24 protein-coding genes are annotated in these 25767 nt (G+C 60.9%); 12 read left to right on the forward strand and 12 right to left on the reverse strand.

The features are described from left to right. The first annotated feature begins 1 nt into the window (after position 1). The 3 genes from DevBK_RS16850 to DevBK_RS16860 are packed head-to-tail and all read left to right on the forward strand — an operon-like array spanning position 2 to position 2635. Positions 2-1039 (forward strand): ABC transporter ATP-binding protein, encoded by a 1038-nt coding sequence (locus DevBK_RS16850; RefSeq protein ID WP_317186273.1) that lies wholly within the window; start codon positions 2-4, stop codon positions 1037-1039. After that, positions 1032-2084 carry an oligopeptide/dipeptide ABC transporter ATP-binding protein gene (locus DevBK_RS16855; protein ID WP_317186274.1) on the forward strand — a complete coding sequence of 351 codons (1053 nt, stop codon included), beginning with the start codon at positions 1032-1034 and terminating at the stop codon, positions 2082-2084. The genes DevBK_RS16850 and DevBK_RS16855 overlap by 8 nt, the downstream gene beginning before the upstream one ends. Further along, a complete protein-coding gene (locus tag DevBK_RS16860) occupies positions 2081-2635 on the forward strand; it encodes an HAD family hydrolase (RefSeq protein ID WP_317186275.1) in 555 nt (184 codons plus the stop codon). Before DevBK_RS16855 ends, DevBK_RS16860 begins: the two co-directional genes overlap by 4 nt. A gap of 50 nt (positions 2636-2685) precedes the next feature. Here the strand turns inward: DevBK_RS16860 and nudC are convergent, their stop codons facing one another. The 5 genes from nudC to DevBK_RS16885 form a co-directional block, all read right to left on the reverse strand. Next, positions 2686-3645, reverse strand: a complete 960-nt coding sequence (gene nudC, locus DevBK_RS16865) for an NAD(+) diphosphatase (RefSeq protein ID WP_317186276.1) — start codon at positions 3643-3645, stop codon at positions 2686-2688. Positions 3646-3720: 75 nt separating this feature from the next. Beyond that, positions 3721-4284 carry a hypothetical protein gene (locus DevBK_RS16870; protein WP_062629963.1) on the reverse strand — a complete coding sequence of 188 codons (564 nt, stop codon included), beginning with the start codon at positions 4282-4284 and terminating at the stop codon, positions 3721-3723. A gap of 168 nt (positions 4285-4452) precedes the next feature. Further along, on the reverse strand, positions 4453-6435 hold the full coding sequence (locus DevBK_RS16875; RefSeq protein ID WP_317186277.1) for a glycoside hydrolase 43 family protein: 1983 nt from the start codon (positions 6433-6435) through the stop codon (positions 4453-4455). A gap of 104 nt (positions 6436-6539) precedes the next feature. After that, a complete protein-coding gene (locus DevBK_RS16880) occupies positions 6540-6938 on the reverse strand; it encodes a hypothetical protein (protein WP_317186278.1) in 399 nt (132 codons plus the stop codon). Between the two features lie 73 nt (positions 6939-7011). Next, entirely contained in the window at positions 7012-8205 is a 1194-nt protein-coding gene (locus tag DevBK_RS16885; RefSeq protein WP_317186279.1) for an ROK family transcriptional regulator, read from the reverse strand. 188 nt (positions 8206-8393) lie between these two features. Between DevBK_RS16885 and DevBK_RS16890 the strand changes: the two genes are divergently transcribed. From DevBK_RS16890 to DevBK_RS16900, 3 genes are all read left to right on the forward strand, one after another. Continuing rightward, the gene (locus tag DevBK_RS16890) at positions 8394-9410 is read left to right on the forward strand and encodes a sugar ABC transporter substrate-binding protein (protein ID WP_410494090.1); all 1017 of its coding nucleotides are present in this window, start codon (positions 8394-8396) and stop codon (positions 9408-9410) included. Positions 9411-9484: 74 nt separating this feature from the next. Continuing rightward, on the forward strand, positions 9485-10543 hold the full coding sequence (locus DevBK_RS16895) for an ABC transporter permease (RefSeq protein WP_061909337.1): 1059 nt from the start codon (positions 9485-9487) through the stop codon (positions 10541-10543). Further along, a complete protein-coding gene (locus DevBK_RS16900; protein WP_317186280.1) occupies positions 10543-11322 on the forward strand; it encodes an ATP-binding cassette domain-containing protein in 780 nt (259 codons plus the stop codon). The genes DevBK_RS16895 and DevBK_RS16900 overlap by 1 nt, the downstream gene beginning before the upstream one ends. A 92-nt stretch (positions 11323-11414) precedes the next feature. On the opposite strand, the gene fdhD is transcribed toward DevBK_RS16900, so the two are convergent. Both fdhD and DevBK_RS16910 read right to left on the reverse strand, forming a co-directional pair. Continuing rightward, positions 11415-12188 (reverse strand): formate dehydrogenase accessory sulfurtransferase FdhD, encoded by a 774-nt coding sequence (fdhD, locus tag DevBK_RS16905; RefSeq protein ID WP_061909333.1) that lies wholly within the window; start codon positions 12186-12188, stop codon positions 11415-11417. Beyond that, positions 12185-14473: an FdhF/YdeP family oxidoreductase gene (locus tag DevBK_RS16910; RefSeq protein ID WP_317186281.1), complete on the reverse strand. Its 2289-nt coding sequence runs from the start codon at positions 14471-14473 to the stop codon at positions 12185-12187. The genes fdhD and DevBK_RS16910 overlap by 4 nt, the downstream gene beginning before the upstream one ends. A gap of 332 nt (positions 14474-14805) precedes the next feature. Here DevBK_RS16910 and DevBK_RS16915 point away from each other — a divergent pair, with 332 nt between their 5' ends. Continuing rightward, positions 14806-15504, forward strand: a complete 699-nt coding sequence (locus DevBK_RS16915; protein ID WP_061909329.1) for a DedA family protein — start codon at positions 14806-14808, stop codon at positions 15502-15504. A 3-nt stretch (positions 15505-15507) separates the two neighbouring features. Here the strand turns inward: DevBK_RS16915 and DevBK_RS16920 are convergent, their stop codons facing one another. Beyond that, positions 15508-16305: a phosphodiester glycosidase family protein gene (locus tag DevBK_RS16920; protein ID WP_317186282.1), complete on the reverse strand. Its 798-nt coding sequence runs from the start codon at positions 16303-16305 to the stop codon at positions 15508-15510. 102 nt (positions 16306-16407) lie between these two features. Here DevBK_RS16920 and DevBK_RS16925 point away from each other — a divergent pair, with 102 nt between their 5' ends. Both DevBK_RS16925 and coaBC read left to right on the forward strand, forming a co-directional pair. Further along, the gene (locus DevBK_RS16925; RefSeq protein ID WP_317186283.1) at positions 16408-17193 is read left to right on the forward strand and encodes a nitrilase-related carbon-nitrogen hydrolase; all 786 of its coding nucleotides are present in this window, start codon (positions 16408-16410) and stop codon (positions 17191-17193) included. Beyond that, a complete protein-coding gene (coaBC, locus tag DevBK_RS16930; protein ID WP_317186284.1) occupies positions 17190-18410 on the forward strand; it encodes a bifunctional phosphopantothenoylcysteine decarboxylase/phosphopantothenate--cysteine ligase CoaBC in 1221 nt (406 codons plus the stop codon). Before DevBK_RS16925 ends, coaBC begins: the two co-directional genes overlap by 4 nt. A 19-nt stretch (positions 18411-18429) precedes the next feature. Here coaBC and DevBK_RS16935 read toward each other — a convergent pair whose 3' ends face one another. Next, positions 18430-19533, reverse strand: a complete 1104-nt coding sequence (locus DevBK_RS16935; RefSeq protein ID WP_317186285.1) for an aldo/keto reductase — start codon at positions 19531-19533, stop codon at positions 18430-18432. A 98-nt stretch (positions 19534-19631) separates the two neighbouring features. Between DevBK_RS16935 and DevBK_RS16940 the strand changes: the two genes are divergently transcribed. Further along, a complete protein-coding gene (locus tag DevBK_RS16940) occupies positions 19632-20522 on the forward strand; it encodes a LysR family transcriptional regulator (RefSeq protein ID WP_317186286.1) in 891 nt (296 codons plus the stop codon). Here the strand turns inward: DevBK_RS16940 and DevBK_RS16945 are convergent, their stop codons facing one another. Beyond that, the gene (locus DevBK_RS16945; RefSeq protein ID WP_317186287.1) at positions 20523-22043 is read right to left on the reverse strand and encodes an MFS transporter; all 1521 of its coding nucleotides are present in this window, start codon (positions 22041-22043) and stop codon (positions 20523-20525) included. It abuts the gene before it with no gap. 82 nt (positions 22044-22125) lie between these two features. Here DevBK_RS16945 and DevBK_RS16950 point away from each other — a divergent pair, with 82 nt between their 5' ends. Then, positions 22126-22662: a TetR/AcrR family transcriptional regulator gene (locus DevBK_RS16950; protein ID WP_061909320.1), complete on the forward strand. Its 537-nt coding sequence runs from the start codon at positions 22126-22128 to the stop codon at positions 22660-22662. 3 nt (positions 22663-22665) lie between these two features. Here DevBK_RS16950 and DevBK_RS16955 read toward each other — a convergent pair whose 3' ends face one another. Together DevBK_RS16955 and DevBK_RS16960 are read right to left on the reverse strand one after the other, a co-directional pair. Continuing rightward, positions 22666-22920: a hypothetical protein gene (locus tag DevBK_RS16955; protein WP_156464082.1), complete on the reverse strand. Its 255-nt coding sequence runs from the start codon at positions 22918-22920 to the stop codon at positions 22666-22668. A gap of 78 nt (positions 22921-22998) precedes the next feature. After that, the gene (locus DevBK_RS16960) at positions 22999-24909 is read right to left on the reverse strand and encodes a methyl-accepting chemotaxis protein (RefSeq protein ID WP_317186288.1); all 1911 of its coding nucleotides are present in this window, start codon (positions 24907-24909) and stop codon (positions 22999-23001) included. A 266-nt stretch (positions 24910-25175) separates the two neighbouring features. Here DevBK_RS16960 and DevBK_RS16965 point away from each other — a divergent pair, with 266 nt between their 5' ends. Continuing rightward, on the forward strand, positions 25176-25766 hold the full coding sequence (locus DevBK_RS16965) for a hypothetical protein (protein ID WP_317186289.1): 591 nt from the start codon (positions 25176-25178) through the stop codon (positions 25764-25766). Position 25767 lies beyond the last annotated feature (1 nt).

Consider the following 25767-nt stretch of genomic DNA (forward strand, 5'->3'; position numbering starts at 1 on the left):
CATGACCAATCAAAACATGCCGCCCGAGCGTCTGCTCGAACTCGATGATGTCCATGTCCACTTTCCCCTCCGCGAAGGCTTGGTCAAGGCCGTCAACGGCGTCTCCTATCACGTCAACAAGGGCGAGGTTCTCGGCATTGTCGGCGAGTCTGGTTCGGGCAAGTCGATCACTGCCCGCGCCATCATGCGCCTCCTGCCCAAGCGTGCCGCAGCGCCCGAGGGCCGCATCATTTTCCGCCCGCGCAATGGCGAGACCTATGAGCTTTCAGCGCTCGGCCGCAATAGCCGCGCCATGCGTCAGGTCCGTGGTCAGCATATCGGCATGATCTTTCAAGAGCCGATGACCGCGCTCTCGCCGGTCCACACGATCGGCGCCCAGATCATGCGCACGGTCCAGCTCCATATGGGGCTCAATCGGAAGGCGGCGCGTGAACGGGCCATCGAACTGCTGGCCAAGGTGCAGATGCCGCGGCCCAACCAGCTCGTCGATGCCTTCCCGCATCAGCTCTCGGGCGGCATGCGCCAGCGCGCCATGATAGCGCTCGCCATTTCCTGCAATCCGAGCCTCTTAATCGCCGACGAGCCGACGACCGCTCTCGACGTGACCACCGAAGCGCAGATCCTTGAGCTCCTTAAGGAACTGCAGTCCGAAATGGGTATGGCGATCATCTTCATCACCCACAATTTCGGCGTCGTCGCCGACATCGCCGATCGTGTTTCGGTGATGTATCTGGGCAAGATCGTCGAGACGGCCACCGTCGATGATATCTTCTACGCGGCCAAGCACCCCTATACTCAGGCGCTCTTGCGCTCAATTCCGCGCCTCGGCGTTGATCAGGGTCGTCGCCTGCCGACCATTCCCGGCATGGTACCCGATCCGTTCAGCGTGCCGCCCGGCTGCGCCTTCAATCCGCGCTGCACCCACGCGGTCGCGGGCATCTGCGATACGCAGGTGCCGCCTGAAAAAATCTTTGGCTCGCAAATGTCGCGTTGCCACTTTGCCGATCAGTTCGTTGCCGCGGAGGCCGCCCATGTCTGAGCTTCCTGTGCTCGACCATTCAAGCCTGCCCGATGACGTTCTTTTCTCGGTCCGCGGCCTCAAAAAATACTTTCCTATCCAGGCCGGCTGGCTCAAGAAACATGTCGGCGACGTCAAGGCGATCGACGATGTCTCGCTCGATATCAGGAAGGGCGAAACCCTCGGCTTGGTGGGCGAAAGCGGTTCGGGCAAGTCGACCGTTGCCCGTCTCATGCTCCGCGCCTATGACCTGACCGACGGCCAGATCCTCTTCCGCCGCGCTAATAACGAGATCGTCGATCTCTCAAAGCTCACCGACCGCGAAATGCGGCCGCTGCGCGCCGAGATGCAGATGATCTTCCAAGATCCCTATTCCTCGCTCAATCCGCGCATGACCCTACTCGAACTGGTCGGCGAGCCCATGGTCATCCATGGCGTCGGCAATGCCGGGGAAATCAAGGATAGCGTCGCCGAGCTTTTGAAGGTCGTGGGCCTCCGCCCCGAATTCATCAATCGCTACCCCCATGCCTTTTCCGGTGGCCAGCGTCAGCGCATCGGCATCGCCCGCGCACTTGCACTCAATCCGAGCTTCATCGCCGCCGACGAAGCGGTCTCGGCGCTCGACGTGTCGGTTGCCGCCCAGAACATCAATCTTCTGCAGGATCTGCAGGAGCAGTTCGGCCTCACCTATCTCTTCATCACCCATGATCTCGGTATGGTCGAACACATCGCTGACCGCGTCGGCGTCATGTATCTCGGCCGGCTGATGGAAGTCGCGCCGACCGAGCTATTGTTCTCAAAACCACTCCACCCCTATACCGAAGCCCTCATGGCCGCGGTCCCTCAGCCAGATCCGCGCGGCAATCGCACCCGGAAACGCGTGCCGCTCAAGGGTGAAATCGCCAACGCTGCCAATCCACCCTCTGGCTGCAGCTTCCACCCCCGCTGCCCCTATGCCCAGGCCAAGTGCAGCGCCGAAGTCCCCGCCCTCCGCACCGTCGCCGGCGGCCGCCAAGTCCGCTGCCACTTCGCTGAAGAACTCTCGCTTGTCGGGGCGGTGGCGTGAGCCGGTTCAAGGCCATCTTCCTCGATTGCGGCGACACGCTCATCGACGAGCGCACCGAGGAAAAACTCCCAGATAGCGAAGTCGTCATCCGCGCCGATCTTATTCCCGGCGCCAAGGAGATGATGGATAGTTTGAAGGCCGCCGGCCACAAGCTGATCCTCGTCGCTGACGGACCGCGCCAGACCTTCGTCAATATGCTGACCCATCATGGTCTCTGGGATCTTTTCGACGCGCGCATCATCTCCGAGGATGTCGGCGTCCATAAACCCGACGCGCGCATGTTCGATGCCGCGCTCGCCGCTGCTGGTCTCACCCGTGACGATACCTGGCGCACCGTCATGGTCGGCAATAATCTCTCGCGCGACATTTGCGGCGCCAATGCGCTCGGGATCACATCCATCTTCATGGCCTGGTCGACACTCCGAACACACGAGCCCGCCAATCCGTCCGAGGTGCCCGACTATCGCATTGAGACCCCCGCAGAACTGCCCGGCCTCCTCGAAAAGCTCGAGGCTTTAACGAAATACCGCGTTCCCTTCGCTCAACGTTAGCGGAATGCTACCGTTTGGCACCCTCAGCGTGCCCAATCGCGCCGCAAAGATCAATTGCCCCAATAGACCGGATCAAGCAGCCGATCATTGGCCCAGGCCTCGATAAGCGCACCCGCAATGGCGCCATTGCGCGGCCGCGAAATAGATTCATGTTTCCCATCAAGGATTTGCATGACGTCTGCCTTGCTGACCCAGCGCGCATCGGCAAGTTCGAGCGGGTCGATGGTAATTTCCTCGCTCGTCGCCTCCCCATAGCACCCAAACATCAGCGACATCGGGAACGGCCAAGGCTGCGAAGCGACGTAGCGGACGGGTCCGACCGTGATCCGGCTCTCCTCGTAAACCTCTCTGCGGACTGCACTTTCTATCGTTTCGCCCGGTTCGACAAAGCCCGCGAGAAGCGAATACATGCCTTCGGGCCAACTCGGGCCACGACCGAGGAGAATTTTATTGCCCCGCGTGATGGCCATGATCACCACAGGGTCGGTCCTCGGAAAATGCTGCGTCCCACACTGGGGACATTTTCGAACCCAGCCAGCACTTTCGACCACGGATTGAGTGGCGCAATTGGCGCAGAAACGGTGCGAACCATGCCATCCGATCAGCGCACGGCCGGTGACGATCATTTCTCCGTCGAGCGGGGATAGATTGGGCATCAAGCCCCGAATCTCGGCAAACCGCGCATCAGGCCAGGCCGGATGCACCTGCTGGCTCTGATCGACAAATTCGCCAATCGTCGCAGCATCTTCGAGCGGTACCCAGAGCGCAAGGTCGGTCGCGAAGCGCGGTCCATCTTCGGTGAGCCCAAGAAAGATGCTTGGTTCGCGCGCGTCGCTCAGAGCCGGATGGTCGAGCATCGACAGAACCGGCCTATCATCTTGGCCCGTCAGCAGTTTTCCGCGCCACAGGACCAGCGTGCGCGCACTCGCGTCTTGCTTGATATCGTCCGAGCCGCGCAGATGAGCGGCGCGATCCAGGGCGCCCGAGATAAAGGAAAAATGTTGGGTCACGGCATGGGTCCTCTCGACGGGGATCCATACCACCACACACAGACCGCTTCGCCCAGCCGCAATAACGCGATGCGCTCAGCTATTGGCGCTGGCGTACAGCATTTCGGCCTGGCGAGCAGACCGGGACATCGGACCATCCTCGCGGACGGGCGCATTGCCGTTGCGGTTGAGACCATCGATGAGCGCGGCCACGCGAGCGCTGGCCCGATACGGCAAATAGCTCATGATTGTCAATGCGATAGCGATCAACGTCATGATGCCAAAAGTCGGGTCGTCGAAATAGGCAATGCCGCCGAGCAGCAAGGCTGCAAGGAGGAAAATCAAAGTGAAGATCAACTGGCGACTCTTGCGAGCGTGCCACATGTCCTGATCCGCCACGCGATAGCCTTCGCCCTCGATATGAGCGCCAACGACGACCATGCTGCGACCAAGGCGGCTAAGCAGGTAACGCCCGGTGCGGCCGGGCTGCAGGAATGGGGCAAGCGCCGAATCCACCATCACGTTATGGACGATCTTGCCGTCCGTGAATTTGATGGTCGGGAGGGGAGAAATGCCCTTGCGCGCTTCAGAGGGAGAGAGAGACTCGATCTCGCCGAAATGCTCTAGGTAGTCGGCACCATCCGTGATGCGCTGGTTCATTGTTACCTCCTGGTAATGGGGCAACAATAGTCCGCGTCCATGAAGAGAGGCGCCGAAGAAAGGATTGCATTTTAGGCAAGTATCGGAGGTTGTTTACTTTAATTGCCGGCACCAACGGTCCCAATCTGCCTCCCCCTGGAGGGGGAGGAGTAAGCTGGTGGCTATGTTTCAGGCGGTGACGAACCTAAAGCGCGTGCCATCTCTTCCGTCCGGGGTCGGGCCAGGACTGTCGGCGCGGACGCGGCCATCGGGATGGATGCGGAGGAAGCGGTTGGTGGCGAGGGACATGAGGATAACTTCGCCAGTCGGGGTTTCCATCCACTGCCAATGGGTGGCGGAGCCAGTGACACCGCCCACGGTGACCACACCGCCCGCCGTGACGGAGAGCGGACCGTCCTCATGATGGAGAATGACCCGGCCGAGTTCGGCCGCTTCAACGCGCAGGTCCATGGGTGGGCCGCCAACGACAGTGCCAAGTTCAGCGGTAAAGCCGCTGGTGGGTGCATTGGCCAAGACGAGCGCGCCGCGCTGACCGGCGGGGATTGGCTGCATCAGTCCGCGCGGGTGCGGTTCGTCGATGTCGATGCGGTCGAAATCGGCATGGCCGCCTGATTGGCCCAGTTCGTTATAGGCGAAGAGGGCGTAGCGGATGCCCTGGAAGGTTTTGAGCTGGAAGATCATGATCATCCGCTCGCCCAGATTTTCGAACTTTTGGCCGTCTGAGGAGAAGCTGAATTGGGCCTCTTCGGTCAGGAAATCACAGGCGACGCGGAGATGAACTATGGAACCGGTGGCTGGCGCGGTCAGGGTCTTCTCGGTCTGATAGTCGAAGAGGCGGATTTCATAGCCGGTTTGGGTGCGGGCTAAGCCGATCCAGCGCCAGGGCATGCCAAGGAGAGCGAGGCCGGCGACGTCGCCGGGTTTGAGATGTGTGCCATCAAGGCTCGTGGTGGCGGTCGAAATCGGCCCGACGGCGCGTTGGGTCAAAGAATTCTTGGCCCACCAGAAGTTTTGGGCGGGGAGGGTCTTGAGGCGCAGATGTCCCGGCCGCTCGGTCAGCGACCAGTTCTCGGAGACGGGAACGTGGTTCCACTGCCAAAGCGGGTTGAGAGTTTCCGCAAGGAAATCGTCGCTGCGCTGCGGCCAGGGCACGGATGGCGGTGATGCTTTGGCGACGTTGGGCTTGGCCCAGGTGCGTGGGGTGCGGCCGAGATTGCCCGGCAGGCCGAAATAGGGCCAGCCTTCGTGCCAGGTGATTGGGGATAGTGCTGTGAGGCGGCCGAGGGAATTATAGTCCATCATCGACCAGGCCCACCATTCGCCGCCAGGGGTATCGACGATGCCGCCCTGGTGCAGGTTGAGGCGGCCATTCTGAGCCGGGTTGGGCGGCACGATTTCGAAGGGCGGCTCAAGCGTAAAGGGAATGCCAGCGCCCTTGATTTTATAGCCTTCCATGAGCCCGAAATCTTCGTCGATCGAAATGGCTGGGTTGATCTCCCAGGGCCCGTCGATGTGATCGGCGCGGGCGCAAGGCATGCGCATGGGGCCGGCGAACCAGGCGCTGGTGATGATGTATTTGCCGTCGACCTTATAGAAATGTGCGCCTTCGCCCATCAAGCTATCGGGCGGTGTCAGGTCGCGCTCGGTGCCAGGGATGATGCGATGAAGCGTCTCGTCGAGTTCGGCGATTTTCAGATTGCGATAGCCCCAGACGACATAGGCGCGGCCATCGTCATCGAAGAACACCGCGAGATCGTGGTAATTGTACTCCGCCTCCGTATGGGTCCAGGGACCGCGCGGATCGGTGGCGGTAAAGATCTGTGTCTTCTGCTTGTTGACGTTGGAGAAGATATAAAAGGTGCCGTCGCGATAGCGGATGCAGGGCGCCCAGATGCCCTGGCCATAGATTTCGCCGCCGTCGAGCCGGAATTCGGGGCCGAGGTCCAGCGTCTCCAGCGCGTAGCCGAGTAGCGTCCAATTGACGAGATCGGTCGAGTGGAGCACCGGCAGACCAGGCATAGTGTGCATGGTGGTGCCGGTCATATAGAAATCCTCGCCCACCCGGATAATGTCGGGATCGGAGAATTCTTCGTAGAACAGCGGATTGGTGAACGTGCCGTCGCCGTTATCGGCGGTCCAAGTCTTTTGCATTGATCTGCCCGTGTTCGCCGGGCCCAGGGCAGGGCCGGCAGCAACCGCTCCTCCGCGGCTGTTCCTATCGTAACGGGCGATATGGATCAGGCAATCGGATTCTTTTACTTGGTTGGCGGCGTGACGCGCACATAGCTGAAGGGCAGGCGCGTGGATTGGGTTGAGGGACCTGTCCATTCCCACGGATCGTAAAAGACCTGATTATCGGCGTCGTAGAGCATGAAGTGATCGTCGGCGACGTGGACGATGGCGAGGCCTTCTACGTCGTCCCAGGTGTTTACGGCGTGTGGACCGTCATGCGGCAAACCGAGATCGGCGAGTACCTTAGTCATTTCGGCCCAGGCCATGTGAAGAGAGCCCTTATCACGCCATTCCACCATGGCGGCGAGATCATCGAAAGGCTTACCCGTCAGCATCTGGAGAACATAGAGACCACAGCCGCCGTCACTTGGACGTTGGGTGATAAAGGGCAAGCGGATGCGGTTTGCAGGGGGGAGGGACAAGAGGCGGCTCGGGCTGATTTTCGTGCGCCCAGAGTGCGATGGGTTTGAGGCGGGAGCAAGGGCGACGCACCCTTTATTGCACGCGGATACTACCGTTCATGAAGTAGCGATCAAAGAGCGGGGTCGTGGCAGCGCCGATGGCGCGAGCATTGAAACCGACGGTGCCGGCCTCGATGCGAGGGGTAATGAGACCACGCATATCCTGATTGAGAAGGTAGCGGCGGGTACGTTCGACGAGTTCGTGCTTGACCGGATCGGGGAAGGCGCCGTCGATCAGGATGGCTTCGAAGTCGATGACAGCGCAGACCGAGAGGCTGGCGCGGGCGAGTTCCTGGGCGGTGCGGCCGATCCAGGGTTCGACGAAGCGGGAAAAGCCGCTCCAATCTTGCGGGAGGGTCCAGAGGCCGGCGGCATCATGGCCATTTTCGATGAGGCGCGTTTCGAGGAGGTGGATCGAAGCAACGTCGATCAATTGCTGGCTTTCGCCTTGCGGACCAAAGCTGCGCAGCGAGCCGAGGGCGCCGGCATTGCCGTGGTGGCCCTGATAGACGGTGTTGTTGAGGACGATGCCGCCACCGATGAAGGCGCCGACGAAGAAATAGGCGTAGTCGCGAAATTCCTTGCCGCGGCCATAGACGTGTTCTGCCTGGCAACCGGCAGTGGCGTCGTTGACGAGGCTAACCGGCAGGTCGGTGACTTCCGCCAATTCGGCGGCGAAATCGACATCTTTCCAGAGGGCGAATTCTTCGGCCGGAGCGCCGACCAGCTCGTTCCACTTCCAAAGCTCAAACGGCACACCGATGCCAATGCCGCAGATGCGTTTGCGCTCATTGGCCGAACAGGAGGCGAGGATTTCGGCAAGGCCAGTGCGGAGAAAGGCGAAGATGCGCTCGGGGAGGGGGTAGGGATAAGTAATCTGCAGCTGCTTGCGCACGGTGCCGCGGAAGTCGGCGAGGAGCAAAACGGCGCTGCGGCGGCCGACCTTGCAACCCAATGAGAGCACGCCGCCTTCGGCGAGCGACATGGGCACGGACGGCTTGCCGACCTTGCCCTTGACCGGCGCGCCGCGGGCCAGCAACCCCTCGGATTCCATTTCGCGCAGAATGATGGAAACCGTTTGGGGCGAAAGGTTTGCAAGGCGTGCGAGATCGCTGCCGGCAAGCGCACCGTGGCGTTGCAATAGGGTCAGCAGCAGCCGTTCGTTATGGTCCCGAACACCGCTTTGATTGACCCCGCTACTTACGCTTCTGATGTTTGCCGTCGTCATGGCCGGCACCATAGTTGGAGGTTTTGCCCAGCGGAAGATAGCATCACTCGAATAAATAAATAAATGAGATTTATATATTGACGCGCCGATTTGGACGCGCCACGATGGAGGGGTCAAAACGCATGAAACCAGCCTTCAGCCAGTGGAGGAGCCGCTTGGGCAAGGCTGGTTACCAGGGAGAGAGACAAGTGAAGAAGCTGCTTATTGGCACGGCGCTGAGCCTTGCCGTGATGTCTTCGGCTGCCATGGCACAGGACGCGGTGAGCGCGTGCCTGATCACCAAGACTGACACCAATCCGTTCTTCGTCAAGATGAAGGAAGGCGCCGAAGCCAAGGCCCAGGAACTGGGCGTGACGCTGAAAGCCTTTGCCGGCAAGGTCGACGGCGACCACGAAACCCAGGTTGCCGCCATCGAAACCTGCATCGCCGATGGCGCCAAGGGTATTCTCATCGCCGCCTCGGACACCTCGGCCATCGTGCAGTCCGTGCAGAAAGCCCGCGATGCGGGGCTTTTGGTGATCGCACTCGATACCCCGCTCAATCCGATCGACTCGGCCGACGCGACCTTTGCGACAGACAATTTCCTCGCCGGTGAACTGATCGGGAAATGGGCGGCAGGCAAGCTTGGCGCGGAAACCGCCAATGCCAAGATCGCCATGCTCGACCTCGCCGTGAGCCAGCCCAGCGTCGACGTGCTCCGCGACCAGGGGTTCCTGACCGGCTTCGGCATCGATGTCGGAGACGCGAACAAGTGGGGCGACGAAAGCGATCCGCGCATCATCGGCCATGACGTGACTTCGGGCAATGAGGAAGGCGGCCGCAAGGCAATGGAGAATCTCCTCGCCAAGGATCCGATGATCAATGTCGTCTATACGATCAACGAGCCTTCTGCCGCTGGCGCCTATGAAGCGTTGAAGTCGATCGGGCGCGAAAAGGACGTGACCATCGTCTCAGTCGATGGCGGCTGCCCAGGCGTCGCCAACGTCAAGGATGGCGTCATCGGCGCAACCTCGCAGCAATATCCGCTGCAGATGGCAGCGCTCGGCGTCGAGGCGATCAAGGCCTGGGCGGATAGCGGCACCAAGCCGACCCCGACCGAAGGCAAGGATTTCTTCGATACCGGCGTCAAGCTCGTGACCGACCAGCCGGTGGCCGGCGTCGACAGCATCGACACGACCGAAGGCGCCAAGCTGTGCTGGGGCTGATGGTTCAATGACAGAATAGAAAGCCGGGGCGGCGCAAGGCTGCCCCGACTTTATTGGACAGGGAGGAGGACCCAATGACCAATCATACCGAGGCCGATGCCGGCCTCGCGCGCCGCACCGAGACGGTGGCAAGCTTTGACCAGCCGGTGACGTTGCTCTCGCGGCTGCAGCATGCGCTGCACAGCAATCCCGCGCTCGTCCCGCTCATCGTGCTCGTTCTCTCTATTATTGTCTTCGGCGCGCTTCTGGGCGGCAAGTTCTTCTCGTCCTTTGCTCTGACGCTGATCCTGCAGCAGGTGGCAATTGTCGGCATTGTTGGGGCGGCGCAGTCGCTGGTGATCCTGACGGCGGGCATCGATCTGTCGGTCGGCGCTATCATGGTTTTGAGCTCCGTCGTGATGGGGCAGTTCACCTTCCGGCTCGGCATGCCGCCTGTGGTGGCGATTGGCTGCGGATTGGTGCTTGGCACCTTTATCGGCTTCATCAATGGTTGGCTGATCGCGCGGGTCAAGCTGCCGCCGTTTATAGTGACGCTCGGCGTTTGGCAGATCGCGCTTGCCACGAACTTTTTGTATTCCGGCAATGAGACGATCCGGGCGCAGGAAATCGAAACCCAGGCGCCGATCCTGCAATTTTTCGGGCAGTCGTTCTCCGTGGCAGGGGCGGTGTTCACTTATGGCGTCATCGCCTTCATCGCCATCGTGCTGGTGCTTGCCTATGTGCTGAGGCACACGGCTTGGGGGCGGCATGTCTATGCGGTGGGTGACGATGCCGAGGCGGCCAAGCTTGCCGGCGTCAATACGCGAGCCGTTTTGATTTCGGTCTATATGTTGTCGGGGCTGATCTGCGCCTTTGCAGGCTGGGTTCTTATTGGGCGCATTGGTTCGGTGTCGCCCACGTCGGGACAGACCGCCAATATCGAGTCCATTACGGCCGTGGTGATCGGGGGTATTTCGCTCTTTGGTGGGCGGGGGTCGATCCTTGGCATGCTGTTCGGCGCGCTGATCGTGGGCGTGTTCTCGCTGGGGCTGCGGCTGCTCGGGGCCGATGCGCAGTGGACCTATCTCCTCATCGGCGTTCTCATCATTGCCGCCGTGGCGGTGGATCAGTGGATCAGAAAGGTGTCTGCGTGATGGAACCGGTTCTTTATGCGCGCGGCCTCAACAAGCGCTATGGCAAGGTGACGGCGCTCGACAATTGCGATTTCGATCTGATGCCGGGGGAAATCCTGGCGGTGATCGGGGACAATGGCGCGGGCAAGTCGTCGCTGATCAAGGCGCTGTCTGGCGCTATTCAGGCCGATAGCGGCGACATTTTCCTTGAGAGCAAGAAGGTCGCTTTTCCCTCGCCGATCGCGGCGCGGCATGCGGGGGTGGAGACGGTTTACCAGACACTTGCCATGTCGCCAGCGCTCTCGATTGCCGACAACATGTTCATGGGGCGCGAGCTGCGGAAGCCCGGCTTCATGGGTAGCGTCTTGCGACAGCTTGATCGGCCGGAAATGGAGCGGGTCGCGCGGCAGAAGCTGTCTGACCTTGGCCTGATGACGATCCAGAATATCAACCAGGCGGTGGAGACGCTCTCGGGTGGTCAGCGGCAGGGTGTGGCGGTAGCGCGGGCGGCGGCCTTTGGGTCCAAGGTGATTATCCTGGATGAGCCGACAGCGGCCTTGGGGGTGAAGGAATCTCGGCGCGTGCTGGACCTGATCCAGGATGTGCGGGCGCGGGGCATTCCGATTATTTTGATCTCGCACAACATGCCGCATGTGTTCGAGGTGGCCGATCGTATCCACGTCCATCGGCTGGGGCGCCGGCTGTGCCTGATCGATCCCAAGGATTACACCATGTCCGATGCGGTAGCCTTCATGACCGGCGCAAAGGCAGCGCCGGGGGCGGAGATGGTGCGGCACTAAAAGTTTGACCGTTGCGGTTGGGCTCTTTCTTTGTCCTCCTTCGGGAGAGCCCGGCAAAGGGTGGTACGGTTCAGCCGTGCCACCCTTTGCTTTTAAGTACCGTAGATTTCAAAACCATCCTCTCGGGCGACGCCGATCAAGGTGATGCCGGCTTTCTGCGCGGCGTCTACGGCGAGGCGGGTGGGGGCCGAGATAGCGATCAGTGTCGGTGCGCCGATGCGGGCTGTCTTCTGGATCAGTTCGATCGAGACGCGGCTCGTCAGCAGAACGGCGCATTCCGACGTCGGCAGATTCATCTGGGCGGCGCGGCCGGCGAGTTTGTCGAGCGCATTATGGCGCCCGACGTCTTCGCAGATGGCGAGGAGGCCACAATCGCGGTGCCAGAGGGCGGCGGCGTGGACGGCGTGGGTTGCGGCGTTGAGGCTCTGGGCCGGGCGGAGGCTGGCCGCGGCGGCAGTGATCTCTTCGGTCGAGAAATCGATGCGCGCCGTGACCGGGGCGATGTCGCGCATGGCCGCTTCAAGGCTTTCGATGCCGCAGAGGCCGCAGCCGGTGGGGCCGGCTTGCTGGCGGCGGCGCTTGGCGAGGGCGTTGGCTTTGTCAGCGCCGATCCAGAGACGTACTTCGATGCCGAGATCGTGGTCGAGCACTTCGATGCGTTCGATTTCAGTGGCGGTTTCGATAATGCCTTCGGTGAGCGCAAAGCCAATACCGAAGGCTTCAAGATCGGCGGGTGTCGCCATCATGACGGCGAGCGTGCTGCCATTGACGACGATGGCGATGGCAACTTCCTCAGCAAGATTGCGCTCGGTGCGGCCGCGGCCCCAACTTTGGGGGGCATAGGCGGAGTGGGTGACAAAGCTCATGGCACCAGCCTGACCGGCACGGATTTAGCGGCAGGCACCTTGCTCTCCTCGGCGTGCTGATAGACAGGGATCAGCACATTGCATTCGGGATAATAGCCGCCGACGCTGCCAGGCGGGATATTGTAGGCGGTGGCGCGGAGGCCGCCGAGGCTGCGCTCGATGCCATCATCCGCCACGGTCTTGAGGCCGACCATCTGGCCTTCGCTGATCCCAAAACGCTCCATGTCTGCTTTGTTGATCAGGAGAACTTCGCGGGTGCCGTGGATGCCGCGGAAGCGATCATCATAGCCATAGACGGTGGTGTTGAACTGGTCGTTGCTGCGAAGGGTGATGAGCCGCAGGACATCTTTGTCGGAGCCATCATCGAAGCTGGCGTGAAGGGCTTTTGGGACGACGAAGTTGGCCTTGCCGCTTTCCGTTTTCCACTCGCGGTGGCTGGCGGCGATGGGGCGGCGGAAGCCTTGGGGCTCCATAATGCGGCGATTGAAATCCTTGAATTGATCGGGATAGGTCGCCTCGATGGCGTCGCGTACCTTGCTGTAATCGCCGACCCAACTGTTCCAAGGGACGTTCGGATTATAGGGGAGGGTGGCCTTGGCGATCTCGGCGACAATTTTTGCTTCGGAGAGAAGGTCGGGGCTGGCGGGCTCGGACAGCGCTTTTGAGCGGTGAATGACGGAGGTGGAGTCTTCGACAGTGACGATCTGCTCGCCTGTCGCCTGGCGGTCTTTTTCGATGCGACCAAGGCAAGGAAGCAGGAAACCTGTCTTGCCATTGAATAGATGACCACGATTGAGCTTGGTCGCGACTTGCACGGTCAGGCGCATATTGGTCCAGGCCTTTTCCATCTGACCGTGATCGGGCACGGCGCGGAGGAAATTGCCGCCGAGCCCGATGAAAGCGTCGACGGTGCCGTCGATTATCCCCTCGCAGGTATCGATCGTGGAGAGGCCCTTTTCGCGCGGGGCGGTGAAGCCATATTGCTCTTCAAGGCGATCGATGGGAACGAGCTCGGGCTTTTCGGAAATGCCGACGGTACGCTGCCCCTGTACGTTGGAATGGCCGCGGACGGGGCAGAGACCGGCGCCCGGCTTACCGATATTGCCCCGCAGCAGCGCGAGATTGACCAGCATCTGTACCGCTTGGACGCCGAGCTTATGCTGGGTGATGCCCATGCCGTAGACGAGCATGGTGGCGGGGGCTTCGGCATAGATGCGGGCTGCGGTTTCGATCTGCCTTTGCGTCAGACCGGATTCGCGCTCGATATCCGACCAGGTGAGGCTCATGACCCATTCGGAGAATGCGCCGAAGCCGGAGGTGTGTTCGGCGATGAAAGCGTGGTCGAGGATAGCCGGCTTGCCGGCGGACGTTGCGGCCGCATCGCGTTCGATCAGCCAGCGGCTCATGCCAGCGACGACGGCGATGTCGCCTCCAGGGCGCACCTGAAAATATTCGCGGGCGATCTGGGTTTCGCTCAGCGTTGCCATCTGCACTGGGTTTTGCGGGTCTGTGAAGCGTTCGAGACCGCGCTCGCGCAGGGGATTGAGGGCGACAATAGTGGCGCCGCGATCGACGGCCGATTTCAATTGATGCAGCATGCGCGGGCTGTTGGAGCCGACATTCTGGCCGAAGAAGAACAGCGCATCGGCCTTATCGAAATCTTCGATGACCACAGTGCCGACGGGTACGCCGATGCTGGCCTTGAGGCCGACCGAGGTCGACTCGTGGCACATGTTTGAGCTGTCGGGCAGGTTGTTGTTGCCATAGAGCCGGGCAAGCAGAGCGTACATGTAACTGGTTTCGAGCGAGGCGCGGCCCGAGGCGTAAAAGACAGTGCGCTTGGGATCGACCTCGGCAATGGCCGAGAGTTCGCGACCAATAGTGGCGAAGGCTTCGGTCCAATCGACAGCGACAAACTTGTCGGTCTTGGCGTCGTAGCGCAGCGGTGTCGTTAGGCGGCCCACTTCTTCAAGCGCATAGTCGGACCAGGTCCGCAATTCGCTGATCGTGTGTTCGGCGAAGAATTTGGGCGTGACACGCTTCTTGGTCAGCTCCCAGGCGGTGGCCTTGGCGCCGTTTTCGCAGAATTCGGCGGGATGGGTGGGGTGGGGCTTGGCCCAGGCGCAACTGACGCAGGCAAAACCATCGGGCTTGTTTTGTTTGAGAAGAATGCCGGGGCCATCGAGCAGCAGGTTTTCGCTCGCCAGATATTTGGCGACGGACTTGGCGGAGCCCCAGCCGCCGGCGGGGCCTTTATAAGGCGCGATATGGGTTTTGCTGGACATGCGGCTCTCGCGCTCCCCGGTCAGAAGGCGTTGGGTTCGCCATGGATTGAGACCAAGAGGGAATGGGAGGGGGGCGGGATTGTTCCCGAGATCGCGAGGACCTGATGCAGCTTCGCGACAGTCGCCCGTTTGTCATCGCCGGGATTTACTTGTCCGCTGGCTATTTGAGCTATGGTCAGAGTAGTCTTGAGTTATGTTCTGCAGCCAAGATGGTTGCAGAGTGAATGGGGTGATCGAGTGAGGCGTCCTGCCGCTAGCGAATTCCAAGGCCGGCTAAAAACTGGCGCGACCTGCCTTCCCCGTTCTCTCACTCTTACGGCCACAAACACCTTATGATCGAATTTCTCCATTCCACCTCGGTGTGGCTCGAGTCGCTGCTTAATTCAGTCTCGGACAATTTCTGGCTCTCGATCGCGTTCATTTTCTTTGTGGCTATCGGCGAGGCGGTGTTCATCCTCGGGCTGTTCGTACCCTCGACGCCGGTTCTGCTGCTGGTCGGCGGGATTATTGCGACGGGCAAATTGCCATTCTGGGAAATCTATTTTGCCGCTGTGCTGGGCGCCGTGATCGGGGACGCGATCTCCTATACGGTCGGCTTTGCGCTCAAGGACCGGATCAAGACCATCTGGCCGTTCCGGAACTATCTTGACCTGCTCGAACGCGGCGAGGCCTTCTTTGCCAAGCATGGCGGCAAGTCGGTGTTCATCGGGCGGTTCATTCCCGGGGTGAAAGCCGTGGTGCCGGGGATCGCCGGGATGATGGGCATGCCCTATCGCTGGTTTTCCATTATCAATATCACCTCGGCCTTTGCCTGGGCGGCGGCGCATATCCTGCCGGGCATGCTGCTGACGGCGTGGCTCAAGTCGATCGGGCTATCGCTGGAACTCGTGATCATCGTCGGCGCCATCGTGCTGACGGCACTGTTCCTGTTGATCCACTATTTCAAGACCATCGTCCTGTTCTTCGCCCCCGTTATGGGCGGGTTCGGCCGCTCGCTACAGGCGCGCTGGGGGCAGCGCCCCAGCCATTAAGGCTTAGGGCTTCGGCACCGAATAGCTGAACATCGGGCCGAAGCCGCCGTGCCAAGAAATGTCGTTACGGTTCATCTCGGGCAGGTAAATGCCCGTGCCGCGACCGCCATCGAGATAAAGCACGTCTGGGCAAGCGAGATGCTCGCGAAAGAGCTGGGCAAGATCGTAGAAGTTGACGCGGGTGTCGCTGATGGCGAGGCGCACCATGCCGTTGTCGCAGACGCCAACGGCGCTGCGGCGGTTACGATCTGTTGAGCCGGGAATGAGGATGGGGTTTAGTTCGCCATCCATGACCAGCAGTGGGCCGGACTGGGTGGCGATGCGGGTTTGGGGCGCGGCGCTCGAAAATGCGTCAGTCGTGACGACGGCGGCTTGGCCTTCGGGACCGACATAAAAGACGCCGTTGGGCGATTTGTAGAAATTGGGCACAGGCCCGCTTTCGCTGCCGACGCTCTTGGTGTTGAGCCTTGTCTTTTCCTTCCCGCTTTCGGCGTAAAGGCCCATGGGGCGATAGTCGGTGTCATACATGCCCGCATTGAGGGCGAAGACGAGTTCGCGGCCTTCGGCGTCTTCGGCATCGGCGAGGGCGGAGAAAGTGCGGTAGGGTTGACCGTCGGCGCCCGTCCAATGAAGGCCGAGGTCGGCGGGATGAGCGAAATCGCAAACGACATAGCCGGCGTGGTTATAGTCCACCTCCTTGCAGACGTCGTCCGCTTGGGCGGCGGTTGGCATAGCGATGACGGCCAGCGCGACGGCGGAAAAGGTCAAAGCCGCTCGGCCGGGAGAAAGAAAATCAGTCATTGCTGTAGTCTCGCCCGATCGGGTGGATGGAGCAACCCTTCCTTGCCTTCGAGCGTCGCCCTGCGTTAGGCAGGCGCATCACCTTTGGGCGAGGAACGATTTATGCGTGTGGTTCTGACCCAGCCGAGCGTCCGGGCACGGGATGCTTCCGACTTCGACTATGTGACGATGCTGCTGCGCAAGCGCCGGTTTCGTGGGCAGTCGGACGATGTGATCGTGTTGCCCGAGCTGATCGGGGAAAATAGCGCGACGGCAGACTATCTGGCGCGGTGCGCGGCGATGGCGCAGGAGTTCGGCTGCCATGTGATAGGGGGTAGTCACTTTACCGAAGCTGGCGGGTGGATGATCAACCAGGGTGCGGTGGTCGATGCACGGGGTGAAGTCGTGACGCTGTATCAAAAAGCCAATCCCTATGGGCTCGAGCGGGAATTCTCGACGGGCAGCGATAGGGCGGGGGCGAGCTTTAAGATTGGCGAGGTCGAATGCTTCGTCCTGGTATGTGCCGATTTCTGGCATGTCGACGCTTATCGCGGGCTGCCAGCGCAGCCGGAGATCATCTTCGTGCCTGCCTTTTCAGTGAGCCGGAAAAGCACGCCGGACCTGGCCCGGGCGCGTTGGCGGCATGCGATGATCGCGCGGGCTTTCGAGCAGGCGGCCTATATCGCGGTGAGCGACTGGGCCTATCCGGTGGGTAAGGAAATCCGACCGAGCAGCGGCGTGGCGGGTCTGGCGCATCCCGATCCGGCGCGGACTGAAGATTTGCTACGCTCGCTAGGCAAAAGCGAGGTTCGGGTGTTCGAGATCGATCCCGAAGCGGGGCGGTTGTTGCGGGAAGATCAGAAATCGCGCGGCTTTGAAATTGCCCGCATGCGGCAGGAGCAGCCATGAGCATCACCGGAAAACGGATCCTCCTCGTCATCGCTGGCGGTATCGCGGCTTTTAAAGCGCCTGACCTCGTGCGGCGATTGCGGGAGTGTGGGGCGAAGGTGCAGTGTGTGATGACGCCGACGGCGCATCAGTTCATCACCCCGACGACGCTGGCAGCGGTGAGCGGGCTGCCGGTTCATACCGACCTCTTCGATGCCGAAGTGGGTGTCGATGTCGGCCACATTCGGCTCGCGCGGGACGCTGACCTGATCGTCGTCGCCCCGGCCACGGCTGATATTCTGGCGCGTGTCGCGCATGGCCTAGCGAACGATCTCGCAACCACCGTGCTGTCGGCACGAAGTAGTCCGGTGCTGTTGGCGCCGGCAATGAACCCGAAAATGTGGGGCAATCCCGCGACACAGCGCAATGTCGCCCAATTGCGGGATGACGGATTTTCGTTCGTAGGGCCCGAGCGCGGCGAAATGGCCGAGAGCGGTGAGGCGGGGCTTGGCCGGATGGCGGAGCCGCTGGCGATCGTCGCGGCCGCCGAGGCTCTGCTGGCGCCGCAAAGCCGCGTGCTTGAGGGGCTGAGTTTTCTTGTCACCTCCGGGCCGACGGAAGAGCCGATTGATCCGGTGCGGTTCATTTCCAATCGCAGTTCGGGCAAGCAAGGACATGCGATTGCCGCGGCGCTGCTTCATGCGGGGGCGCGGGTGCGGCTGGTGAGTGGACCAGTGAACATTGCTTCACCGAAGGGTGCTGAGGTGGTTTCAGTGGAATCGGCGGCGGAAATGCTGGCGGCTGTTGAAGACGGATTGCCGGTCGATGGCGCGATCTTTGCGGCGGCAGTAGCGGATTGGCGGTCGGCCGAAGTCGCGTCCCAAAAGATGAAGAAGCAGGGCGGGGCGGACGAAGAGCTGGTGCTGCGGCTCGTGCGCAATCCCGATATTTTGGCGACCGTCGGGCATCATGCGCAGCGGCCGAAGCTTGTGGTCGGCTTTGCGGCGGAGACCAATGATCTCATCGCCAATGCAGAAGCGAAATTGCGCTCCAAGGGGGCGGATTGGATCTTGGCCAACGATGTCTCGGCTGGCGTCTTTGGGGCGGATAGCAATCATATCCACCGGGTTGGTCGAGATGGGGTGTTGGACTGGGGAAGCGGCAGCAAGACGGAATTGGCCGAACGGCTGGTGCGGGAGATTGCCGTATTCTTTGGGCGGGAAACGGCGACAGGGTAACCGTCGCCGTTTGTATTGGCTAGGCGCGGCGCGGCGCCCAGGGCGAGACCGATTGGCCGCCAAAGAACGCCTGGCGCGGAAGCTGGAAGATGAAATAGGGGCTGGGAAGCGCTATCGCAGTGGCAGCTTCGAGGCGCTGGAGCTGGTTTTCTGAGAGGGCCAATTCAAGCGAGGCGATATTCTGGACGAGTTGGTCCGGGCGGCTGGCGCCGATCAGCACCGAGGCGACGCCGGGACGCCCAGCGACCCAGGAAAGCGCGACCTGCGCCATGGTTTTTCCTGTTTCCTCGGAGATTGCGCGGACGGCATCGACGATATCGAAATTGCGCGCGGTAAAGAGCATTCCGCCGAAGGGATTGTCGCCGTTAAGGCGGCCCTCCGCAGCGTTCGCGTCAGCGCTGCCATCCGGCATTGCGGGCGCGCGATTGGCTTCAGCGATCTTGTCGCGTCCATATTTGCCGGTGAGAAGGCCAGCGCCGAGCGGGCTCCATGGCACCAGGCCAAGGCCGAACTCATTGGCTGCAGGCAAGATGTCGAGTTCAACGCCGCGATCAATCAACGAATAAGAGTATTGCAGGCCAATAGGCCTCGGCAGGCCATGGGCTTCGGCGAGCGTTGCGATCTTTGCGACATACCAGGATGGCGTATTGGAAAAACCATAGTGCAGGATTTTTCCCGCGCGGATGGCGTCCGCGATGGCGGCGAGCACTTCCTCGGCGGGCGTCGTGCGATCCCAGACATGGATCCAGTAGAGGTCGATATAATCGGTGCCGAGACGTTGGAGCGAGCCTTCAAGCGCGGTGCGGATATTCTTGCGACCATTGCCGCCAGCGAGCGGTGTACCCTGCTCGCGGGAGAAACCGAATTTGGTGGCCAGAACGATGCGATCTCGCAGATTGCGCTCGCGGATGAAACCGCCGAGCATGGTTTCGCTCTGGCCACCGGAATAGATATCGGCCGTATCGACGAAATTTCCGCCCGCCTCGACATAGGCGTCGAAGATGGCGCGCGAAGTGGCTTCGTCGGCGCCCCAGCGATCAGTGCCGAAAGTCATGGTGCCGAGGGCAAGAGGACTGACAATCAGTCCAGATCGTCCAAGCGCGCGATAATTGGTCATGTTCATTTTGCGGTCCTTCCACTGCTGGTGCAGCAGAGATAGGCCGCAGAGGCGACACGCATTAGAGCTTGCCCATGGCACGAGCTTGTGAGCAGATTTCAATAATGGACCGCACTCAGCTCAATGATCTATCGACCTTTGCCGTTATTGCGCGGGAGGGCAGTTTTACTCGCGCGGCATCCATACTCGGTATGTCGACCTCGGCGCTGAGCCACACCATGCGCGGGCTCGAAACGCGGCTTGGCGTCAGACTGTTGTCGCGTACGACGAGAAGCGTGGCGCCGACTGAAGCGGGGGCGCATTTGCTCGTGACGCTCGGGCCAGCGCTGCGGAGTATCGAGGAGGGCTTGCAGGGGCTCGATGATTGGCGCGGTAGTCCGACGGGCACCGTGCGGATCACGACCTTTGCCTGGGTGGCGGAAAAAATCCTCGAGCCGAAACTGCCGGCTTTTCTGCTCGCCAATCCCGGCGTTCGCGTAGAAGTCGAAATTGAGGACGCCCTTGTCGATATCGTGGCTGCGGGCTTTGATGCGGGCATTCGCTTCGGCGAAACGCTCGACAAGGACATGGTGGCGGTGCGGGTGGGGCCGGACCTCAGAACCATCGTCGTCGCCACGCCCGATTATTTCGCGCGCATCCCGCCGCCCGTCTCGCCCTATGATCTCGATCGACACAAGTGCATTGGCTACCGGCTGACGACTTCGGGTGGACTTCTGCCTTGGGAGTTCCGGGTAGATGGCAAAGATATCAAGGTCCGCACAACCGGCCCTCTGGTGGTCAATGATGGCGCCTTGGCTGCTTCTGCGATCCGGGCTGGGGTGGGTTTGGGTTACATCATGGAGGAAGAAGTGATCGAGGACTTGGCCACGGGGCGGCTGGTGCAGGTGCTGGACGACTATTGCCCGAGTTTTCCCGGCTGCTATCTCTATCATCCGAGCCGGCGACAATCGCCGCCGGCTCTGCGGGCGCTGATCGAGGCGCTGCGCGTGCGCTGATCAGTGGGAAGCCGAAGTCGTCCCGCGATATTTTGCGAGCATGAAAAAGACCAGCACGGAGAGGCAGAAAATCAGCCCGGCGGCTGTCGAGAGCAGCACCGAGTGGGTAGCCGTAAAGGCCGCCTTGCCGGCGTCGATCAGGGCGGTGGCTTGATCGGCGGGCAGGCTCTGGGCGACGAGATAGGTATCGCCGATGGAGCGGCTGGAATTGTCAGCGAGCGTTGCAGGGAGATCGGCGGGCAGGGTCATCGAGCGGGCATAAACGCTCGACATGAAGACGCCAAAGAGGGTGATGCCGAGACCGGTGCCGAGCTCGTAACCGGTGGCTTCAAGCGAGCCCGCCGCGCCGCCCTTGCTAGCCTCGACAGAACCCATAATGGCGATTGAGGATGCTGTTAGCCCGATACTGAGCGTCAAGCCCAGCAGCGCCAGAAGTGCGGGCACCGTAAAGCCGGGATCGTGGAAGTCGCTTGCGCCAAGCATGGCCAGCGCCCCGGCCGAGAGCAGCAGCGACGAACTGGCGACAAGGCGAAGGCCAAACGCGTTGGACAAGAAACCTGCTATTGGGCCGCCGACGGCCGATGCGGCCATGATCGGGATCATAAACAAGCCAGCCTGAAGTGGGGTCTTGTCGAGCACATATTGCAGCTCTTGCGCGAGGGTCAGCTCGACACCAGCCAGGGAACTGGTGGCGACGATGGCCATGATCATGCCGGCAACGATAGCGGGGTGGGAAAATAGCGAGAGATCGAGCATCGGCTCTTTAGAGCGCAATTGCTGACGGGCAAAGGCGCCGAGAAGGCAAAGGCCGATGGCGACGATCCCCAACGCGAGGACAAGCGGGAGTTTGGCACCGAAGCCGGCCTTGATGCCGTATACGACCGAAATCATCCCGGCGATGAGGAGGAGCGCCTGACCAATGGCCCATTTGCCCGACGTCGTCTTCTCGACGCGCGGCAGGAGGAAAAAGCAGGCCGAAATCACCACGACCATGACGGGCACGTTGATGAGGAACACCGAGCCCCACCAAAAATGTTCGAGGAGGCCTCCGCCGACGAGTGGACCGATGGCGGCACCGGCAGAACCGACCGTGCCCCAAAGTCCCAGGGCGATGGCGCGTTCTTTTGGATCTTCAAAGGTCCGGCGAATGATGCCGAGAACGCAGGGCATGATCATGGAGCCGCCAAGCGCAAGCAGCACGCGGGCGCCGATCAGCATGGCAGCGTTCTGGGCAAAGGCTGCCGCGACCGAAGCAAAGCCGAACGCCACGAGGCCCGTGAGAAGAATCTTCCGGTTGCCGATGCGGTCTGCCAAGGTGCCCATAGGCACCAGGAGGCCAGCCATCAGCAGCGGATAAATGTCGATGATCCACAACACCTCGGTGCTTGAGGCGCGCAGCGCCTGGGTTAGGGTTGGCACCGCGACGTGGAGGATGGTCATATCGAGCACGACCGGCAGGAAAGCCAGCATGACGGCGACGAGAACAAGCCAACGCTTCGGGTCGGGACGGGTCGTAGACATAAAGCACCTAACACTATTGAGCGTCCGTATATAAATACATACGTATGGATTGCAATTCACGAGTTTGCAGGAGGCGCTTAGCATGGGCAGGAAGCCGACGATCACGCGGGAGAAACTGCTTGAACTGGCCGAGGAAATCGTGCGCACCGATGGGGTTAAGGCGCTGACGGTGGATGCATTAGCCCAAGCCGCCAAAATCTCGAAGGGTGGGGTGCAATATTCGTTTGCGTCCAAGGATGAGCTAATCAAGGCGCTGGTTGACCGCTGGACGGGTCAATTTGATGCCGAACTCGCCGACAATGATGATCAAACGATGAGCGGAATTATCCGTCGCTATATCGCGGTGACCCGAACATCGCAGGGCGCGATGAATGCCAAGCTCGCCGGCCTGATGATTGCCTATATCCAGGACCCGGAGAACCTCAAGGAAACGAGGGCCTGGTATCAGTCCATGTTCGATAAGTTCGCGGGTAAGGATCCAGACGCGCAGGCTGTGCGTGTCGCGTTCCTGGCGGTCGAGGGCCTGTTCCAGCTTCGCATCGCGGGGATCGACGAAGAGGGCGCCTGGCTCGGCTTTCTCGACGACGTTGAAGCCGTGCTGAGCCGGCTGCTCGACTAGGGGCTACCAAGAGCCGCGGATGCGGTCGATGATCTGAGCGAGCATCAACTGTCCGGCCGAGGTGAAATGGAAGCGGTCGCCATCCAGCTTGCCCAGATCTTTTTCCGAAAGCTCAGAAATGGCTTGGGGGTCTGCGCGATGGCCGGCCCCGTCACCAGCAATAACACTGGTTACTGCATCACCGGATTCGAGCTGATGGTAGGCGGCGAATGCAAAGACGGCGAGTGCCTTGTCGCTCAGGTCATTTGGGGTGGTCATGCTGGTCTCTGCTTCTGAGTTTGGCCAGAGCAGAAACGACATCGTGGATGACTTGTTCCTCCGACAAGAGCGGCAGCCTCAAGCCGCGCGACGCGAGGCGCGGAGACCGGTAGTGTCGATGGTAAAGACCTCGACGATCTGATCGAGGACAATGGCCTGGGATTCAGTCTGCTCGATAGCAGCGTTGGTTTCCTCGACGAGGGCCGCATTCTGCTGGGTCATTTCATCCATCTGGCGCACGGCCGTCGAGATTTCGGCAATCGCGGTAGACTGCTCCTGGCTCGAGGCTGCAATCGCTTCCACGAGCTGAGCAGCATCGCGGACGCCTGATACCATGGTGCTAAGGCGGGTCGTAACTTCGGCGACGAGTTTGGAGCCGCCATCAACCTGGCTTGCAGATTCTTCGATAAGCGCCTTCACCTCGCTCGACGCCTGCGCTGCGGACTGGGCAAGACGGCGAACTTCGACAGCGACTACGGCAAAGCCCTTGCCTGCCTCGCCAGCGCGCGCCGCTTCCACAGAGGCATTTAGGGCCAACAAATTGGTCTGGAAGGCAATGTCATCGATCATGCCGATGATGTTCGATATTTTCCGCGAGCTGGCAGAGATGTCTTCCATCGCCTCGTTGGCGCGAGCCATGACAGCGCCAGTCTGATCTGCGGCTTCTGCAAGTTGCACAGACTGGCGGCTGGCGGTCTTGGCGCGGCTCGCGTTCTCGGTGACTGTTTGTGAAAGCTGTTCCATCGCCGCCGAAGTTTCCTCGATGGCGGCGGCCTGGCGGGTCGTGCGGCTCGAGAGGTCATTGGCGCCGGTCAGGATTTCGCCGGTGGCATTCTTGACGCCGAGCGAGGTGTGGCGGAGGCGACCAACGATTTCGGTCAGGCGATCGGAGACGGTGTTGACGTTGTGCTTGAGTCGTTCAAAGGCGCCGGCATAGTTGCCCGCGACCCGCTTGGTGAGATCGGTGTTGGACAGAGCCGTCAGCACATCGCCGGTTTCCCCGAGGCCGCGATCGACAGTGTCGACGAGCTGGTTGACGCTGCCGGCGAGCGTGTTGAGCTCGGTATCTGGAAAATTGGCATCGACGCGGCGGGAGAAGTCGCCATTGACGGCGGCGGAGACCACCTCGCCGAAGGCAGCCTGGAGGTTGGCCATCATCTTGCGGCGATCCGCGGCCGTAGCAGCGGCTTGGGCCACTTCGGCCTCGGTCATGTTTGCGATCTTCAGCCCGTTCTGGCGGAAGATCTCGGCGGCCGTCGCGATGCGGCCGATTTCGTCGCGGTCACCCGCCGAGGGAATCTTGGTATCGAGCTTGCCTTCGGCGACCGCGAGGAGAGCCCCTTCCATCTTGGTGAGGCGGCCAGACACGGTGCGGAAGATAACGAAGCTCGCATAACAGACGGCCGCTAGCGCAATAGCGCCCATGCCGTAAAGGATCAAAAGCAGCTTCGAGAACCCGGCCTGACTTTGCGCATAGACATCAAGCGCGACATGGCCCTGAAGATTGACGAGATCAGTCAACGCTGCGCTTAGCGGGTCGATCGCCGGGTAAAGTTCAGTATTGATGAACTGAACGAGGCCCTCGCTATCTTGAGCCTTGAATAGCGCCAGTGCTTTTTTCGTTGCAGCTTCGGCAGTGGTCCGAGCGGCGTCGGCCTTTTTTACCAATGCTTGTTCTTCAGGCGTCAGATAGGTGCTGACATAAGCCTGCCACTGCTTCGTATCGGTCGCTATCGCGGCTTCAACGGACTGCGCACCCTCTTCCCAAGAGAAGGCGCCGGAGCGAACTTTGTGGGATGCATCGACAACGAAGACGGCATAGGCATCTGCGACTTCCTTGATCTGTTGCAGCGGGATCAGCCGATCCTCAATGACGGTCTTGAGGTCGCCATTAAGACTGAGCGCCGAAGAGAAATTCTCGAAAACCAGCGCTGTGACGACCAGACTCAGTGCGGCCAGCGTCAGAACCAGCTTGGTTTTGATCGTCATTGCTTTTTTCGCCTGCATGCAAACGGCAAGGTCCGCCCAACCTCAAGGATGCTTCGCGTAGCTGGCATCTTCCCAATGTGCCGTTAGCCACAAGCATACGTATTTATACGGATATAGAACTTAATATTGGACGAACGCGGGAAATGCGGTTGGTTCCAATCTGTCGATCGATTGCCTTGAGGCAATAAGCGGAACTGGCTCCACCACTCTCCATTTTCCGGAAAGCGTCCGCCACGGGTTGCGGCCGATACTTCCAGGAGTTTCAGATGAGCATCGAGGATCCGAATGCGAACGGCGCTGCCGGCGCATCGCCGGAACTGAAAAATCAGGTTGCTGACGATCTGAACCAGGCCGTTTCGAGGGCCGGTGATGATCTGGAGGCGGTAACTCAACGAGCGGCTCACGATGCCAAAAACCTTGGGCATATGGCTGAAGAGAAAGTTTCAGAGGTCGCAGGCAAGGCAAAATCCTTTGCCACAGACCAAAAGGATCTGGCAGCGGACCAGATCAACGGCATAGCGGCGGCGATTTCGAAAGTTGCCGGTGAACTCGAAAATTCGGACCAGCAGACGGTTGCCCGCTATGCGCGCGACCTTGCCAATGGGCTAACCCGCGTTGGGGATCGGGTACAGACGTCCGATGTCGATGAGCTGATGGGTTCGGCGCAGGATTTTGGCCGGACGCAGCCCGTGGCTTTCCTCGGTGCCGCGGCTCTCGTCGGGTTCGTGGCCAGCCGGTTTGCGATGGCTTCAGCGCAGCGACGCGAAGCGGGCCGCCAGACGCAACCGAAGAGAGAACCAGTCTCGCCAACGACTGCCTATGATGCGCAGACGACGCGCGATCAGGGAGGGTTCTGAT

This window comes from Devosia sp. BK, from assembly GCF_032907385.1.
Lineage (GTDB): Bacteria > Pseudomonadota > Alphaproteobacteria > Rhizobiales > Devosiaceae > Devosia.

Excerpts from the sequence above, each read along its gene's own strand:
- DevBK_RS16850 (WP_317186273.1), top strand. The coding sequence starts at position 2 with ATGACCAATCAAAACATGCCGCCCGAGCGTCTGCTCGAACTCGATGAT.
- DevBK_RS16855 (WP_317186274.1), top strand. The coding sequence starts at position 1,032 with ATGTCTGAGCTTCCTGTGCTCGACCATTCAAGCCTGCCCGATGACGTT.
- DevBK_RS16870 (WP_062629963.1), bottom strand. The coding sequence starts at position 4,284 with ATGAACCAGCGCATCACGGATGGTGCCGACTACCTAGAGCATTTCGGC.
- DevBK_RS16875 (WP_317186277.1), bottom strand. The coding sequence starts at position 6,435 with ATGCAAAAGACTTGGACCGCCGATAACGGCGACGGCACGTTCACCAAT.
- DevBK_RS16885 (WP_317186279.1), bottom strand. The coding sequence starts at position 8,205 with ATGACGACGGCAAACATCAGAAGCGTAAGTAGCGGGGTCAATCAAAGC.
- DevBK_RS16895 (WP_061909337.1), top strand. The coding sequence starts at position 9,485 with ATGACCAATCATACCGAGGCCGATGCCGGCCTCGCGCGCCGCACCGAG.
- DevBK_RS16900 (WP_317186280.1), top strand. The coding sequence starts at position 10,543 with ATGGAACCGGTTCTTTATGCGCGCGGCCTCAACAAGCGCTATGGCAAG.
- fdhD (WP_061909333.1), bottom strand. The coding sequence starts at position 12,188 with ATGAGCTTTGTCACCCACTCCGCCTATGCCCCCCAAAGTTGGGGCCGC.
- DevBK_RS16910 (WP_317186281.1), bottom strand. The coding sequence starts at position 14,473 with ATGTCCAGCAAAACCCATATCGCGCCTTATAAAGGCCCCGCCGGCGGC.
- DevBK_RS16915 (WP_061909329.1), top strand. The coding sequence starts at position 14,806 with ATGATCGAATTTCTCCATTCCACCTCGGTGTGGCTCGAGTCGCTGCTT.
- DevBK_RS16920 (WP_317186282.1), bottom strand. The coding sequence starts at position 16,305 with ATGACTGATTTTCTTTCTCCCGGCCGAGCGGCTTTGACCTTTTCCGCC.
- DevBK_RS16925 (WP_317186283.1), top strand. The coding sequence starts at position 16,408 with ATGCGTGTGGTTCTGACCCAGCCGAGCGTCCGGGCACGGGATGCTTCC.
- coaBC (WP_317186284.1), top strand. The coding sequence starts at position 17,190 with ATGAGCATCACCGGAAAACGGATCCTCCTCGTCATCGCTGGCGGTATC.
- DevBK_RS16935 (WP_317186285.1), bottom strand. The coding sequence starts at position 19,533 with ATGAACATGACCAATTATCGCGCGCTTGGACGATCTGGACTGATTGTC.
- DevBK_RS16940 (WP_317186286.1), top strand. The coding sequence starts at position 19,632 with ATGGACCGCACTCAGCTCAATGATCTATCGACCTTTGCCGTTATTGCG.
- DevBK_RS16945 (WP_317186287.1), bottom strand. The coding sequence starts at position 22,043 with ATGTCTACGACCCGTCCCGACCCGAAGCGTTGGCTTGTTCTCGTCGCC.
- DevBK_RS16950 (WP_061909320.1), top strand. The coding sequence starts at position 22,126 with ATGGGCAGGAAGCCGACGATCACGCGGGAGAAACTGCTTGAACTGGCC.
- DevBK_RS16955 (WP_156464082.1), bottom strand. The coding sequence starts at position 22,920 with ATGACCACCCCAAATGACCTGAGCGACAAGGCACTCGCCGTCTTTGCA.
- DevBK_RS16960 (WP_317186288.1), bottom strand. The coding sequence starts at position 24,909 with ATGACGATCAAAACCAAGCTGGTTCTGACGCTGGCCGCACTGAGTCTG.
- DevBK_RS16965 (WP_317186289.1), top strand. The coding sequence starts at position 25,176 with ATGAGCATCGAGGATCCGAATGCGAACGGCGCTGCCGGCGCATCGCCG.